Origin of the sequence: Solitalea koreensis (genome assembly GCF_900182575.1) — a bacterium.
Taxonomy (GTDB): Bacteria; Bacteroidota; Bacteroidia; order Sphingobacteriales; family Sphingobacteriaceae; genus Solitalea; species Solitalea koreensis.
Window position 1 is genome coordinate 319,244 of sequence record NZ_FXSZ01000001.1, and the last position, 15,951, is coordinate 335,194.

Annotated in this window: 11 protein-coding genes and 1 riboswitch; of the genes, 4 read left to right on the top strand and 7 right to left on the bottom strand. The window is 38.6% G+C overall.

Annotated features, from left to right (window positions below; genetic code table 11):
- Window positions 1-58 precede the first annotated feature (58 nt).
- Window positions 59-868, top strand: coding sequence for an N-acetylmuramic acid 6-phosphate etherase (murQ, locus tag FN756_RS01445; protein WP_142600840.1), 810 nt, complete (start codon window positions 59-61; stop codon window positions 866-868).
- 16 nt (window positions 869-884) lie between these two features.
- On the top strand, window positions 885-1,451 hold the full coding sequence (locus FN756_RS01450; protein WP_142600842.1) for a hypothetical protein: 567 nt from the start codon (window positions 885-887) through the stop codon (window positions 1,449-1,451).
- Window positions 1,452-1,518: 67 nt separating this feature from the next.
- Here the strand turns inward: FN756_RS01450 and phoU are convergent, their stop codons facing one another.
- The 5 genes from phoU to FN756_RS01475 all read right to left on the bottom strand — a co-directional run bounded on the left by phoU (window position 1,519) and on the right by FN756_RS01475 (window position 5,985).
- Window positions 1,519-2,211 carry a phosphate signaling complex protein PhoU gene (gene phoU / locus FN756_RS01455; protein ID WP_142600843.1) on the bottom strand — a complete coding sequence of 231 codons (693 nt, stop codon included), beginning with the start codon at window positions 2,209-2,211 and terminating at the stop codon, window positions 1,519-1,521.
- Window positions 2,212-2,323: 112 nt separating this feature from the next.
- The gene (gene pstB / locus FN756_RS01460; protein WP_142600845.1) at window positions 2,324-3,076 is read right to left on the bottom strand and encodes a phosphate ABC transporter ATP-binding protein PstB; all 753 of its coding nucleotides are present in this window, start codon (window positions 3,074-3,076) and stop codon (window positions 2,324-2,326) included.
- A 73-nt stretch (window positions 3,077-3,149) separates the two neighbouring features.
- Window positions 3,150-3,986, bottom strand: a complete 837-nt coding sequence (pstA, locus tag FN756_RS01465) for a phosphate ABC transporter permease PstA (protein WP_246085394.1) — start codon at window positions 3,984-3,986, stop codon at window positions 3,150-3,152.
- 13 nt (window positions 3,987-3,999) lie between these two features.
- Window positions 4,000-4,878, bottom strand: coding sequence for a phosphate ABC transporter permease subunit PstC (gene pstC / locus FN756_RS01470; RefSeq protein WP_142600849.1), 879 nt, complete (start codon window positions 4,876-4,878; stop codon window positions 4,000-4,002).
- A 102-nt stretch (window positions 4,879-4,980) separates the two neighbouring features.
- Window positions 4,981-5,985 carry a PstS family phosphate ABC transporter substrate-binding protein gene (locus FN756_RS01475; protein WP_142600850.1) on the bottom strand — a complete coding sequence of 335 codons (1,005 nt, stop codon included), beginning with the start codon at window positions 5,983-5,985 and terminating at the stop codon, window positions 4,981-4,983.
- A 155-nt stretch (window positions 5,986-6,140) separates the two neighbouring features.
- A riboswitch (SAM riboswitch) is annotated at window positions 6,141-6,247 on the top strand.
- Between the two features lie 137 nt (window positions 6,248-6,384).
- Between FN756_RS01475 and metH the strand changes: the two genes are divergently transcribed.
- Window positions 6,385-10,083, top strand: a complete 3,699-nt coding sequence (gene metH, locus FN756_RS01480; RefSeq protein WP_142600852.1) for a methionine synthase — start codon at window positions 6,385-6,387, stop codon at window positions 10,081-10,083.
- Between the two features lie 81 nt (window positions 10,084-10,164).
- Window positions 10,165-11,154 (top strand): methylenetetrahydrofolate reductase [NAD(P)H], encoded by a 990-nt coding sequence (metF, locus tag FN756_RS01485; protein WP_142600854.1) that lies wholly within the window; start codon window positions 10,165-10,167, stop codon window positions 11,152-11,154.
- An 83-nt stretch (window positions 11,155-11,237) separates the two neighbouring features.
- On the opposite strand, the gene FN756_RS01490 is transcribed toward metF, so the two are convergent.
- A complete protein-coding gene (locus tag FN756_RS01490; RefSeq protein WP_142600856.1) occupies window positions 11,238-12,539 on the bottom strand; it encodes a RagB/SusD family nutrient uptake outer membrane protein in 1,302 nt (433 codons plus the stop codon).
- A gap of 18 nt (window positions 12,540-12,557) precedes the next feature.
- Window positions 12,558-15,689, bottom strand: coding sequence for a SusC/RagA family TonB-linked outer membrane protein (locus FN756_RS01495; RefSeq protein ID WP_142600858.1), 3,132 nt, complete (start codon window positions 15,687-15,689; stop codon window positions 12,558-12,560).
- Window positions 15,690-15,951 lie beyond the last annotated feature (262 nt).

Below are 15,951 nucleotides of genomic sequence, written 5' to 3' on the forward strand. Positions count from 1 at the left end.
ATTATAGCTGCATTGTTGAACTTTGGAGTTTTATTAATGAATAAAAAACTCAAATGAGATGAATAGAACTACCGAATCGGATTCAAAATATAACCATTTAGAAAAAATGGAAGTTTTGGAACTTTTACAAAGCATTAATAATGAAGACAAAACCGTTCCTCTCGCAGTTGAAAGGGCAATTCCTTCCATCACTAATTTAGTGGAGAAGATAGTTGAACGGATGCGTGAAGGCGGACGTCTTTTTTATATTGGTGCTGGCACAAGTGGACGATTAGGTATTCTGGATGCATCTGAAGTGCCACCAACTTATGGAGTTCCTCATGGAATGGTAGTTGGCATCATTGCCGGTGGCGACATTGCGATTCGCAAGGCTGTTGAAAATGCTGAAGACAATAAGCTACAGGCTTGGAAAGACTTAATGGCACATCATATAAACGAAAAGGATGTCGTTATTGGAATTGCTGCATCAGGTACTACACCATACGTAATTGGAGGACTCGAAGAGGCAAACAAACATAATGTGCTTACCGGCTGCATTGTTTGCAATGAAGGAAGCCCCGTTGCTACCTCATCGCAATACCCAATTGAAGTGGTAGTAGGGCCAGAGTTTGTTACTGGTTCAACGCGTATGAAATCAGGTACAGCCCAAAAGCTTGTACTTAACATGATTAGCACCACGGTTATGATCAAATTAGGGCGTGTTAAAGGGAACAAAATGGTCGATATGCAACTAAGCAATGATAAACTTGTTGACCGCGGCACTCGAATGGTAATGAATGCAACCGGACTGGATTATAAAACTGCAGAAGAGCTCTTAACCAAACATGGAAGTGTAAGAAAAGCAATTGAAGCTTTTAGCTCGATTTAAAATCCTCAAATTAAAGATGCACGAACTAGAACCTTATTACAATTGGCGTGATTATTATGTCGCTTCGGAGGATAAATTTTCACCATTCTATAACCGTGAGTATAGTGAGTTTTATTACGATAATACCATATACAACTTCTACATTCACCCACAGTGGGACTCGTTTGGCTCATCAACTTTATACATAAAAGTACTTTTTGTCGATTACCATCGTGGCTATTGCATTATTGAAATGATCGGTGAATGGAACGATTGCATTAACAATGATATAATGCTTCTAAAACGCGATGTTTTGGAGTTTATCATGGCAAATGGAATCAATAAATTTATTTTGATCGGTGAAAACATCCTTAATTTTCATGCTTCCGATGATTCTTATTATGAGGAGTGGTTTCAAGAGGTAGAGGAAGGCTGGATCGCAGCTGTCAACTTTCGTGAACATGTATCTTCTGAAATGAAAGATAATAACCTAGATTATTATTTAAATATGGGAGGAGAGTTAGATGACTTAAACTGGAGAGCACTTCAACCTATTCAATTCTATAAAAAAGTTGAGCAGTTGATTGCTAAACGACTTAATTAGAAAAATTAAAGGTTTCAAGTTGAATTCTATTCAGACTTAAAACCTTTAAACTTATAAAACCCTCAAATTATTCCGGTTTATCCATTTCTTCAAAAAAGTGTGATTTTTTACCGTGTTTCAACACTTTTGCTTCCATATAAAAGATAATTTCTTCGGCAATATTGGTAATATGATCGCCAACACGTTCCACCTTTCTAATAATAGTTAACAAGTATAGTGCCTGCATAATATTACCTGGATTTTCCTTAATATAGTTTGCCAACAAATCAGTTGCGGCTTTATTAATTTCATCCAGAATACTATCTTTTTGAAATACCCGGCGAGCGTGTTTCGGATCTTTGTCGATATAGGCCTTGGTTACATCGGATAACATTTCATTTACTGTTACTACCATTTCTTCAAAACGGCAAAATTTCAACAACGATTTATCAAATCCTTTATCAGCAAGTAATACATAATGTGAAATACCTTCAGCATTATCGCCAATACGTTCAAAATTGCTATTAATCTTCAGCGTAGCAAATACGAACCGCATATCCTGAGCAAAAGGATTGAGTAGTGTAAAAATGTTTTCACAATCTTTATCAATCTTTAACTCGTAAGCATTTACCCTCTTTTCATTAAAAATCACCTCACGTGCCAAGTCTTGGTCAGCTTCAAGCATAGCAGAAAGACACTTGCTAATTTGACCTGTAACAAGGTTGGCCATATCTATCATCTGCAAATAAAGCTTTTGCAGTTCTTCTTCTAAATGTGTCATAGTTGTATGAATTAAAAATGCCATGGTCAGCAATCAGCAGTCCATGAATATGGTGTTTTCTAAATGTAAAATTACTAAACCATGGTCTACGACTATAGACCACTAAAATGAATCAACCAAAACGACCAGTTACATAATTTTGAGTAGCTTCTTTGGCCGGATTCGTAAAAATGGTTGGAGTATCATCGTATTCAATTAATTCACCCAGATAAAAAAATGCCGTTCGGTCACTAACCCGTGCTGCTTGCTGCATATTATGAGTAACCATTACAATAGTGTACTTATTCTTCAACTCATGAATCAACTCTTCAACTTTTGCTGTTGATATTGGATCGAGAGCTGAGCAGGGTTCATCCATCAATATTACTGATGGTTCAACTGCCAAGGTGCGTGCGATACACAAGCGTTGTTGCTGACCTCCGGAAAGTGCTAATGCTGATTTTTTCAAATCGTCTTTCACTTCGTCCCAAAGTGCGGCCTGACGTAAAGAACGTTCCACAGTTTCCTCAAGAAATTTTTTATGCGTAATACCATTAATCCGCAAACCATAGGCCACATTCTCGAAAATAGACTTTGGGAATGGATTGGGTTTTTGAAAAACCATCCCTATTTTTTTACGGTGGTCAACCACATTAATTCTGTCTTTATAAATATCGCGGCCGTCAATTAAAATCTCACCTTCGATACGACATGTATCGATCAAGTCATTCATTCGATTAAAACAGCGCAAAAAAGTTGATTTACCGCAACCCGACGGACCAATAAATGCTGTAACAGTATTCGGTTTAATAGCCATACTAATCCCTTTTAGGGCGTGTTTTTGGCCGTAATATAATTGAATATCTCTTGCTTCTAACTTGTACATACTTATTTAGATGTGAGATCAGACCTCAGGCAAAGACATCACCTCAAATCACCTATCTCAATTCTCAAATCTATTAATATTTTACTCTTTTATTATGGCGATTTCGTAGTATAATAGCAATACTATTCAATAAAAACACAAACAACAAAAGTATAATAATACCTGCTGCAGCGTTTACCACGAAACCATGCTGAGGACGACTTGTCCAGTTGAAAATTTGGATTGGCAACACCGTAAATTGATCCATAGGTGTTTGAGGCACAAACGGCACATAAACTAAGGCTCCAACAACAATTAAAGGCGCAGTTTCACCGACCGCACGGGATATGGCCAGGATGATCCCGGTTAAAATACTACCAAAACAAGCCGGCAACACAATGCGCTGAATGGTTTGCCAAGGAGTAGCACCAAGACCAATCGATGCCTCGCGCAATGAATTTGGCACGGACTTAATAGCTTCTCGTGTAGCAACAATAATTACAGGCAATACAAGTAAAGAAAGTGTTAAACTACCCGCCAATACACTATTCCCTAATTTTAGTAACCTAACAAAAACTTCCAATCCAAGAATTCCATAGATAATAGATGGGACACCGGCCAGATTTGAAATATTAATTTCTATGAACTTAGCAAAACGATTTTTTGAACTATATTCTTCCAAATAAACTGCAGCTGCAATACCAATTGGACAAGCAATTAAAATAGTAAGAGTTACTATCCACATCATACCAAACAACGCGGTTAGAATACCAGCTCGTTCAGGACGGCGTGATGGAAGGTTGGTAATAAAATCCCAATCTATCCTTGTCAATCCCTTTGAAAATATATCAAACAGCAATAATGCCAGTACTATTAATCCTATTGAAGTACAGAAAATAGCAAAGTACTTGAATAGGGAATCTTTAAACATGTTCTTTCTCGCGTTATTCATACTTCTGCTGATATTTTTGTTTCATCCAATATGAAATGTTATTTAGGATAAAGGTTAAACCAAATAGAGTGATACCTGCTGCAAAAATAGATCGGAATTCAAGTGAATTCTGAGGAACATCACCCATACTAACCTGAACGATGTAAGTAGTGATGGTTTCTATAGATTGTAAAGGATTAAACGTGAACTTAGGCTCCTGCCCGGCTGCTACTGCCACAATCATGGTTTCGCCAATAGCACGCGAAATTGCCAGAATCACAGATACAATAACTCCAGATGAGGCAGCCGGCAACATTACTTTAAAAGCTGTTTGCAAACGTGTAGAACCCATACCATAAGCCGCTTCTCGTAAGGATTTCGGCACTGCACTTAAGGCATCTTCACTCAATGATGAAACATAAGGTATGATCATGACTCCCATAACTAATCCGGCAGAAAGCGCATTAAAGCCCGACAAGCTAGGAATTATTTTTTGTAATACGGGAGTAACAAATGTGAGTGCAAAGAAACCATAAACAACAGTTGGAATGGCCGCCAATATTTCGAGCAACGGCTTAATTACAGCTTTTAAACGCTGGTCAGCATATTCATTTAAATAGACGGCGATGGTTAGCCCCAGCGGAAGAGCAACAGCAATGGCAATCAGCGTTGTAAGCAGAGTTCCGGCAACCAATGGAAGTATACCATATTTTTTAATGGCAAATAATGGAGTCCATTCGGTACCGGTAAAGAATTCAAAAACAGAAACCTCTCTGAAAAACTGAAATGTTTCAATGGACAAAATTACAATAATACCAAGGGTGGTGAAAACTGTGATTGAAGCACACAGAATCAGAAATGCCTCGATGCTTTTTTCTTTAATTTTTTGCATGTAATTACTGGGAATTACTAATTAGTTACTTGATGGAAACCCCGACCCTTAGGAATAATCCATAAGTGGTCGGGGTTAAATTTTTTGTAATAGTTAGAATGCTTATTTACCTTCTTGTTTGTTCAAGAGATCAGCCATACTCATGCCAACAGAGGTTTTACCTTCAGTAAAAATCGTTCCTGTTGTTTTTGCAGCAAAACGACTTAATACCATTTTATATTCATTCGATTGCAATGGCACTGAACCTACATCTTTCGAAAGTTTCTCAGCGTTCTCGATATAAAACTTCACAAAACCCTGTACTTCTTTACGTTCTACTGCTTTGGTGTTAACATAAATAAACATTGGGCGAGAAAGTGGAGCATAAGTTCCGTTACTAACGGTTTCTTGACTAGGTGCAATTGGACCATTACCACCATCAACCGGAACTAATTTCAGTTTATCTGAATTAGATTCGAAATAGCTCAATCCAAAGTAAGCTAACCCCCCTTTGTCATTTGCTACCCCTTGTACTAAAACGTTATCGTCTTCGCTTGCAGTATAATCACCTCTTGATGCTCCTTTTTTACCGCAAATAGCTTCGGTGAAATAATCAAAAGTACCCGATGCAGTTCCCGGGCCATATAAATTAATTGGTTCTTTAGGCCACGATGAACGGATCTGATCCCAAGTCTTAACTGTACCCTGAGCTGCAGGCTCCCATAGTTTTTTCAATTCAGCTACGGTGATGTGATCAATAAAAGTATTTTGTTTACTTACAACTACTGCAAGCCCATCATAAGCAACTGGTAATTCAATAAAGTTAATTCCTGCAGTTTTACATGCTTCCATTTCTTCAGCAGTGATTGGACGTGAAGCATCACTAATATCCGTTTCACCACGCGAGAATTTTTTGAATCCGCCACCAGTACCTGATTCACCAACAGTTACGTTAACATTAGGCTGTTCAGTTCTGAATTCTTCAGCAACAGCCTCAGAAAGTGGATAAACAGTACTTGAGCCATCAATCTTAATTGATGTGGCAGCGTTATTTTCCGCTGATTTCTTTCCGCCACCACAAGATGCCATCATGGCAGCAGTAGCAATTAATAAAAAGTATTTTTTCATTTTCCTCTTATGTTTCGACTACAAAAGAGCTGTAACAAAATTACTTAATCATTATGTCAATGTTAAGTTAATGTTAAATAACATCAGCTTAATTATAACCTCCCTTTTTCTAGCATATAATTTGGAATTAACATACGAATAAGGCATATTTGCAATGCTTATTAAGAAAGACGGAGGGAATAGACCCAGCGAAGTCTTGGCAACCTGTACTTACAAGGTGCCACATTCTATTCACACTAATTATGGTGTGAGAAGATAAGCGGTAGTGGATTCTCCACGCGACGTATCTGATAAGCAGTTTTTTTGTCTACAGTTTTGAATCATCAATTGCAGTATTAACTGTCGATTGTGCAATTTACTGTCGATTATTTACCCAAAAGATTAGCTGAAACAGAATAGATGGATATCAGAGAAATTTTAAAAAAACGCATTTTAGTCCTTGACGGGGCCATGGGAACCATGATCCAACGTTATAAACTTACGGAAGAAGATTTCCGTGGAGAACGTTTCGCTAAGCATCCCAGCGATCTAAAAGGCAACAATGATTTACTAAGCATTACCCTCCCTGATGTTATAAAAGCCATTCATTTACAATATCTTGAAGCCGGAGCTGACATTATTGAAACCAATACATTCAGCGGGACCAGCATTGCGATGGCTGATTACCAATTGGAGCACCTGGTTTATGAGCTTAATTATGAGTCGGCCCGTATTGCTAAAGAAGCTGCAGTTGAAATGACGGCCAAAAATCCATCAAAGCCTCGTTTTGTTGCCGGAGCAATCGGCCCAACAAACCGTACCGCGTCTTTATCACCCGATGTGAACGATCCTGGTTTTCGCGCAATTACTTTTGATCAACTGGTTGAAGCCTATACGGAGCAGGTTAAAGGTTTAGTAGATGGCGGTATTGATATTTTTTTGGTAGAAACCATTTTTGATACACTTAATGCCAAAGCGGCCCTCTTTGCAATTGATCAATATTGTGAAAGCATCGGCAAAAAAATTCCTGTAATGGTTTCGGGAACGATCACTGATGCCAGCGGCCGAACACTTTCAGGCCAAACCGCCGAAGCATTCCTGATATCCATTTCTCACTTTGATTTACTTTCTGTAGGGTTTAATTGTGCGTTAGGAGCAAAAGACATGCGGCCTTATTTGGAAGAAGTCGCTGAAAAAGCTCCCTTTTTTATTGGCGCTTATCCTAATGCCGGTTTACCAAATCAATTTGGAGAGTACGATGAAACTCCTGAACAGATGTTGCATCAAATCCGTGACTTCTTAAAAAGCGGCTTTATTAACATAGTGGGTGGTTGTTGTGGAACTACTCCCGACCATATCCGCCTCATCGCTGAAGAAGTAGCTAAGTTTCAACCTCGATCAATTCCTCAACCCGAAAAATATTTACGTTTAAGCGGCCTCGAACCAGTGGTAATTACACCACTCACTAACTTTGTAAATATCGGAGAACGTACCAACATTACCGGTTCTCCCAAATTCTCTAAACTAATATTAGCCGGAGATTACGAAGCTGCACTTTCAGTGGCTTTGCAACAGGTAGAAGGTGGCGCTCAAATAATTGACGTAAATATGGATGAAGGCATGCTTGATTCCGAAGCTGCTATGATTAAATTTCTTAACCTGATTGCTTCGGAGCCCGACATAGCCAAACTTCCAATTATGATTGATTCCTCAAAATGGACAGTTATAGAAGCTGGTTTAAAGCGACTACAAGGCAAAGGCATTGTTAACTCTATCTCCCTAAAAGAAGGAGAGGAAAAATTCAGAAACTATGCCCGTAAAATTAAACGTTACGGAGCTGCAGTTGTGGTAATGGCTTTTGACGAACAAGGCCAAGCCGATACTTACGAACGAAGAATTGAGATCTGTAAACGATCATATGATATTTTAACAAAAGAAGTTGGTTTTCCTGCTCAGGATATCATTTTCGATCCAAACATTCTTACTGTAGCGACCGGTTTGGATGAACATAATAATTACGCAGTTGATTTTATCAATACCACCCGCTGGATTAAGCAAAATTTGCCTTTAGCCAAGGTAAGCGGCGGGGTAAGTAATATCTCCTTTTCATTTAGAGGGAATAATACGGTACGTGAGGCCATGCACTCAGCATTCTTATATCATGCAATTGAAGCAGGACTCGACATGGGTATTGTGAATGCAGGCATGCTGGAAGTTTATGAAGAGATTCCGAAAGATCTTCTGGAATTAGTTGAGGATGTGCTGTTAAACCGAAGAGAGGATGCAACCGAACGCTTAGTAACTTTTGCCGAAACCATTAAATCAAAAGGAAAGGTGTTGGTTAAAGATGAAGAATGGCGAAAAGATACGGTTGAAAAACGCCTTTCACATGCTTTGGTAAAAGGCATTATTGAATTCCTGGATGAAGACGTTGAAGAAGCCCGACTGAAATACCCAAGACCTCTTCAAGTAATTGAAGGGCCATTAATGGATGGAATGAACATCGTTGGTGACTTATTTGGTTCTGGTAAAATGTTTTTGCCGCAAGTTGTAAAATCCGCTCGTGTTATGAAAAAGGCGGTTGCCTACCTTCTTCCATTCATTGAAGAGGAGAAGGCCGCATTTGCCGCAGCAAACCCGGATGCATTACCGGAAACGGGAAATAAAAGTGGAGGCAAAATATTACTGGCTACCGTAAAAGGAGACGTTCACGATATTGGTAAAAATATTGTAGGAGTAGTTTTAGCCTGCAACAATTACGAAATCATTGATTTAGGCGTCATGGTTTCTTGTCAAACTATTTTAGAAACTGCAAAACGTGAGAATGTAGATATTATTGGATTAAGCGGACTCATTACTCCATCCTTGGATGAAATGGTGCACGTTGCCAAAGAAATGCAGCGAGAAGGCTTTAACATTCCATTATTAATTGGAGGCGCTACTACATCGAGAGTCCATACAGCGGTTAAAGTTGCTCCGAACTACTCTGGCCCGGTGGTTCATGTGCTTGATGCTTCAAAGTCGGTACCTGTGGCTGGTAGCTTAATAAGTGCTGATCAACGCGAAGAATTTACAGCTCAAATTACCCAAGAGTACGACAAGCTGCGTGATATGCACTTGAACAAAAAATCAACCAAAAGCTTTGTTTCATTGCAGGAAGCACGTAAAAAGAAAGCACAGATTAACTGGAATAATTATCAACCGGTAAAACCGAGTTTCATTGGAACTCGTGTGTTCGACAACTATGATCTAGCTGAATTAGCAGAATACATTGATTGGACTCCATTTTTTAACACTTGGGAATTATATGGTAGTTATCCTAAAATTTTGACTGACGAAGTTGTTGGAAAAGAAGCTACTAAATTATTAACCGATGCAAAAAAACTGCTTCAACGTATCATTGACAACAAAGAACTTACAGCTCGTGCCGTTATTGGTTTTTGGCCGGCAAACACCGTAAACGATGATGATATCGAGTTATATGCAGATGATAATCGAACTAAAAAATTAACGACAATTCATACGCTCAGACAGCAATTGGAAAAAGCCGGCACCATTCCATACTTCGCGCTGGCTGACTACATAGCTCCAAAAGAGACCGGAATTGCTGATTACTGGGGAGGCTTTGCCGTTACTACCGGAATAGGTATAGAAAAGTTGATTGCAGAGTTTGAAGAACAATACGACGATTATAATAGCATCATGGTAAAAGCATTAGCCGATCGATTAGCGGAGGCTTTTGCAGAGCGTATGCATCAACGCGTTCGTAAAGAGTTTTGGGGATATGCATCCGATGAACAATTTTCGAATGAAGAACTCATTGAGGAACGTTACAAAGGTATTCGTCCGGCCCCGGGTTATCCAGCCTGTCCTGATCATACCGAAAAAACAACACTGTTCGACCTACTTGATGCAGAAGCGCAAACAGGTATTTTCCTAACCGAAAGTTTGGCAATGTATCCAACGGCTGCTGTCAGTGGCTTCTATTTTTCTCACCCTGATTCTAAATACTTTGGATTGGGCAAAATTCAAAAAGATCAGGTTGAAGAATACGCAGTTCGCAAAGAAAAAACCGTAGAAGAAATTGAACGTTGGCTTGCACCGAATTTAGCTTATTAAATAAAAAATGAATGGATGATAGAATGAGAGAGTGATCAATCATTCTATCCTTCTCTCAATCAATCACTAAAATTATTAAACATGAAAATACCTGAACATATAAAAAATGCTAAAAAGCCGCTCTTCTCGTTCGAGCTTTTACCACCATTAAAAGGTCAAAGTATTTCTCAAATATTTGAATCCATTGATCCGTTAATGGAATTCAATCCACCTTTTATTGATGTAACCTATCATCGTGAAGATTTCATCTACAAAAAGAGACATGACGGGTTGTTAGAAAAAGTTTCAACACGTAAACGCCCTGGAACTGTAAGCATCTGTGCCGCTATTCAGTTCAAGTATAAAGTAGATGCAGTTCCTCATTTAATTTGCGGTGGTTTTAGCAAAGAAGATACTGAGAATGCTCTAATTGAGCTTAAATTTTTAGGTATTGATAATGTTTTAGTTCTGCGTGGTGATGCCCGAAAAGAAGATGGCGGATTTATTCCTGAACCAAACGGCCATGCCTACGCTTCGGAATTGATGGGCCAGGTATTGGAAATGAATCAAGGTAAATATTTACATGAGGAATTGATTAGTGCCGACAAAACTGATTTTTGCATTGGCGTTGCTGGTTATCCTGAAAAGCATTTTGAAGCTCCCAACTTACGTTCGGATTTAAAATACTTGAAGATGAAAGTAGACATGGGTGCCGAATACATAGTTACTCAAATGTTTTATGACAATAAAAAGTATGATGAGTTTGTAAAAGCGTGTAGAGCAATCGGTATAAATGTACCTATTATACCAGGGCTGAAGCCCATTACTACTAAAAAGCAATTAACGCTTCTTCCAAAAGTGTTTCATATTGATATTCCGGAAGACTTGGCCGACGCGGTTGAGGCTTGCAAAACAGACAAAGAAGTTCGGGAAATTGGAATTGAATGGTGCATTCAGCAATCAAAAGAGCTTATCGACTTAGGAGCTCCTGTATTGCATTATTATACAATGGGCAAATCGGATACAACCCGTAGAATTGCTTCAAAAGTATTTACTGATACAACACATAGAATTGCTTCGCAAGTATTCTAGTTAATCAAAATTCTAATCTAATACTGAAAAGCCGTCTGAAATATTTCAGACGGCTTTTCAGTATTATGCCATTCCCCGCTTAATTAAAAAGCCGGATCAGGTGGAGTGTTCGGATTGTTATCTCGCTCAGCAAAGGGATATGGAAAAAAGGATCGCTTCATTTCAGATACCGGCCGATTAAACCGTCGCATATCGATTAACTTTAAGCCCGACATATACAACTCAATGCATCGATGCTTATAAATTAAATCCAACAATTCCTGCTGTGAAGCTACACTCGCGATTGGTGGAAGCGCAGCTCCTACACCAAAAACATCCGTTGCGGCTGTTTTTGTTACCACCTTATTAAGCTCTATTAAACCATTTACTAAATCTCCCTGACGCGTATATGCTTCTGCTTTTGTCAGCATAATTTCACCGGGTAAGTAAACAGGCCATGGAGTACTACCAGCAACAGCAAATCCATTAATTCTGAATCGGGGAGCTATTGTTGTATTGATTGTGGTATAAAAAGGCACACGTTTATCCAGCAAATCAGGTTGCAGGCCAACGGGAAGCCCTAGTGTAGAATCAACAGGCTGATAAACATTATTGGTTGCCGTTGCCGTTTGGAAAATTGGATTTAGCGTAATTGCATCAAAGTTAAAGGATGATTTTTTTGTAAGATCAACACTGTTTGCAGTGCTTAATGCCAGTGCATTGTTACCAATATACAATGCGTACCTAGCTTTTAAAGCGTTTAGCGAATTAACAATATCAATTCCGGGAGGGATGGCACCTAAAAATGTGGAACTAATTGGATTTGCCGTAATAGCGGCTAATGCCTGATCAATCTCAGTAATTGCTCTATTGAAACCATCAGTACTACTAATAAAACCAACATTTACTCCATTTCCGTCTGGTACTTGCTGCCAATACATTGCTAAATCGCCTAAAGCTATTGCCTTAAAAATCGTTGCATAGGCTATTAATCCACTTGCGTAATTTTTATCATTTAATAACAAGGCATTCGTAATTACCCTATCCGATTCAAAAATGATTTTGTTACTTGTTGACCAAAGACCCAATATAATTGTATTGGTTCCATCCAAAGTACTTCCACCTGCGTTTAACTGACCTTCAGCAATGTTGCCAGGATTCACTAAAAACAATTCTTTGGAAAGAAAACCATTAGCTGTTACAACATTATACAATGAACTACCCCGCTCATTTGTGTAAACACGTTGAATGCCGGTTACTACTGCAGTTAATCCTGATGGAGAATCAAAAACTTCTTCCGGGACAGCTTTTTGAGGATCTAAATATTCCTTACTACATGCAAAGATAAGCAGGCTCATTGCTGCTATCTTTATATATGATGAAAGTTTCATGATATGTCTTTTCATAATGTTCGATTTTAAAAATTAAAATTTCGCCTGAATACCAATACTGAACGTACTAGGAATTGGAACCGAACCAAAGTCGATTCCACGCAATACCGTACTTTGACCAGGCCCATTAACTTCCGGATCATACCCTTTATAATTATCCCATGAAATCAAATTCCGACCACTTACATTAACATTTAAGTCTTTAAAAAATTTGACTTTACCAAAATTATACCCTAATGAGATTTCACGAAGTTTTACAAATGAACCATCATCAATTCTCCACTCCTCAATAGAGTAAACTCCAGCAATATAACCTCGTGGCAATAATCCTTCATGCTCCTTCTCGGCCACCAAGCCATTCCCTACTCCCTGGCGGGTTCTCCAATCGGCATTAAACACGTCAACACCTTGCACTGCATCCAATTGAACACGCAAGGAAAGTTTTTTGTAAGTAAAATCGTTTATAAATGAAGAGGTATAGTTTGGATTTGGATCTCCTATGACTTTACGCAAAGTAGTAGCGGTAGACAACGGCAACCCATTTGCATCTCTCTGCACTGTAACATCAAGTGGACCATTTTGAATACCTCTTTCGGTTAAAGGAATTCCATTAGCATTGAGTATCCAATTACCTGAAGCATCAGTTGCAAAATAAGTTCCATAGAAAACCCCTATCGGCTGGCCTTCGATAATTGCAACAGGGGCTCCTGCATTAGTGCTCAATAATAAAAGTGGTTGACTTAAACCATAGCCTTTATTCCTGTTATGATTAAAAATAAAACTCGCATTCCATGCAAAATCTTTGTTTCGTACAGGAACAGCATTTAACACTAACTCATACCCTTTATTTTCAAGGGAACCAAAATTATCCTGTAAACTTGAAAAGCCTGTAGTTGGAGCAATTATGGTTGGGAATAAAAGATCGTTTACACGTTTTTTATACCAATTAAATGTCACTCCAATTCTATTTTTCATGAAGGAAAGATCTGTTCCGATTTCCAACTCCTGCTGACGTTCAGGCTTTATTTGCGGATTGGTAAGTTGTGTGCTTGAGAAAAGAGATGATTTGCCCAGATAAGATTGAGAATTATATCCATTAAAACGATCATAAGCACCGATGCCGGTTAGGTTACCCGATTCACCATAAGCAATACGGAGTTTAAAAAGATCCCACCAATCTGAAACACCTAGTTTTTCCCAATATTGAGCAGAGGATAAAATATAACTAAGATTTCCTTTCAAATACACTTGGCTTCGTTCATCTTTTCCAAAAACGGAGGAGCCGTCAACCCTTATTGCACCGGTTACAAACAGATGATCTCTATATTTAAAATTCTGTTGTAAGTATCCACCCGATATCCAAAGCTCATTTCTTAAATCCGAACCTGCTATTGGAGTACTAGCGCCGTTTACAGTTTCAACCAAAGGCACCAGACCCCTGCCCTGCAATAATGAATAAGTTCCCTTTTCATATTGGTAAGAATAGCCAACTTGAGTTGTAGAACCCCAATCCTTGTTAATATCTATAATATAGGTTCCATTAATTTCATTATTAAACTGTAAAACATTGTTATTTGCTTTGCCACTGTATCCATTACGAGCAGGATCCAAAGTTGGACCACCACCAAAAAATGCATCGCTTACATTGTAAGGATAAGCAGGAATAAAAGTGGTTCCATTTTGGGAGTAAGTGTCAACTCCAGCGGTGTAATCAATAGTAAGATTTTTTACAGGAAACACTTTTATGCCTAAGTTTCCGAGAACCCTGTTGGTTTCTTCCTTTTGTTGAATCTCCTCGATTACAGAAAGAGGATTTACACGCCCTCTTTCACCTACCGCTTTTAAATTTCCGGATAAATCCCGAGCATAAATATCATGGAAATTACCAATAATGGTTACTGAGTTCATAGGAGAGAAAAATGAGTTACCATCAGGCTTTTCATTGGCATTACTATTAACATAGTTTAACCCTGCTGTTAAAGATGCCCATTTAGCTAGCTTTTGATCCAGATTCGCCCTGAAATTAAACCTCTTAAAATCAGTATTTTGCACTATACCTTCATTAGAAAAATAAGAAAGGGATGTATAATATTTAGTATCTTCTTTACCGCCACTAACAGAAATGTTGTTATCAGTTCCTGTTGCGGTTTGAAAAATTGCATCTTGATAATCATAGCGCGTAACAGGCGTCGTGTTTACTAAGGAAGGAGTTAGAATGTCCTGAGTTTGCACATCAGGAGAGCCGCCAAACTTGGTTGGAGCATGACTTACATCTATTCTTTTACGCAACTTACTAAATGTTAAACTGGTACTAAAGCCGACAACTGGAGCTCCAGCACTGCCCCTTTTTGTAAAAATTTGTACTACACCGGCATTTGCCCTGGAACCATAAATTGCTGCTGCAGCCGCGCCATTCAACACCTCAATTCGCTCTATATCAGCCGGATTAATATCCACTAATCTATTTTGACCAATATTACCAACGAAATTGCCACCATCATAATTGGAAGTAGTATTGGTAACCCGGGTGGTCGAGTTATTAACGATTACCCCATCAACAATATAAAGCGGTTCTGAAGATGAGTTAACTGAACTAATTCCTCTTAAGCGGACTGACATACCTCCTGCAGGGTCGCCAGAATTTTGTGTAATCTGTGCACCCGCTGTTTTGCCTTGCAGGGCAGACAATGCATTGGTGGCTACGCCCTTATTCAACTGTTCGGAACTGACGGAACTCACATAACTCCCTAATTGCTTTCGTGTTGTACCAATAGACGTTCCTGTAACGATAACCTCATCCAAACCAGTCACATCCGAACCTAACTCACCATTTATACTAACTTGTTCGGAAGATCCTAATTCCAATGTTTTAGTTTGTGATTTATAGCCAACCAAGGAGAACACAATTTTGTATTTCCCCGGCGTAAGGTTAGCAGTCAAACTAAAATTACCGCTGCCTTCAGTAGATGTTCCAAAATTGGTGTTTGTAATATTCACAAGAACACCCGGAAGAGGAGCATTTGTTCCTGTCTCAATAACTTTTCCTTTTATCACATAGCTTTTTTTCTGGGCAAGAGATTGAAAGGAAATGAATAAGAAGACGAATGTAGATAGTAAACCCAGGCATATTTTTCCATGCCCAGACAAGTAGATGTATTTATTCATGAGCCTAATTGTTAGATAGTTACAGTTAATTTAAGTAATTATTTTGTAATTATTATTATCTAATCAAAATCTTTCTTATCGAATCTATTTCCATCTTCTATCCTTAATTAAAATTTATAATTAAAAGAGGCTGTCTCCAAAGTGATTTCCCTTGTCTCCCTGAGCGTAGTCGAAGGGTCTGTAACATCATGAAACGGATGTTTCGACTCCGCTCAACATGACAAAAACGGGTTAGTTCTCCATGACTAGTTCCAAAATGCTT

Bases quoted from the DNA above. Each gene is read 5' to 3' on its own strand.
- murQ (WP_142600840.1), top strand. From the start codon at position 59: ATGAATAGAACTACCGAATCGGATTCAAAATATAACCATTTAGAAAAA.
- FN756_RS01450 (WP_142600842.1), top strand. From the start codon at position 885: ATGCACGAACTAGAACCTTATTACAATTGGCGTGATTATTATGTCGCT.
- phoU (WP_142600843.1), bottom strand. From the start codon at position 2,211: ATGACACATTTAGAAGAAGAACTGCAAAAGCTTTATTTGCAGATGATA.
- pstB (WP_142600845.1), bottom strand. From the start codon at position 3,076: ATGTACAAGTTAGAAGCAAGAGATATTCAATTATATTACGGCCAAAAA.
- pstA (WP_246085394.1), bottom strand. From the start codon at position 3,986: ATGTTTAAAGATTCCCTATTCAAGTACTTTGCTATTTTCTGTACTTCA.
- pstC (WP_142600849.1), bottom strand. From the start codon at position 4,878: ATGCAAAAAATTAAAGAAAAAAGCATCGAGGCATTTCTGATTCTGTGT.
- FN756_RS01475 (WP_142600850.1), bottom strand. From the start codon at position 5,985: ATGAAAAAATACTTTTTATTAATTGCTACTGCTGCCATGATGGCATCT.
- metH (WP_142600852.1), top strand. From the start codon at position 6,385: ATGGATATCAGAGAAATTTTAAAAAAACGCATTTTAGTCCTTGACGGG.
- metF (WP_142600854.1), top strand. From the start codon at position 10,165: ATGAAAATACCTGAACATATAAAAAATGCTAAAAAGCCGCTCTTCTCG.
- FN756_RS01490 (WP_142600856.1), bottom strand. From the start codon at position 12,539: ATGAAAAGACATATCATGAAACTTTCATCATATATAAAGATAGCAGCA.
- FN756_RS01495 (WP_142600858.1), bottom strand. From the start codon at position 15,689: ATGAATAAATACATCTACTTGTCTGGGCATGGAAAAATATGCCTGGGT.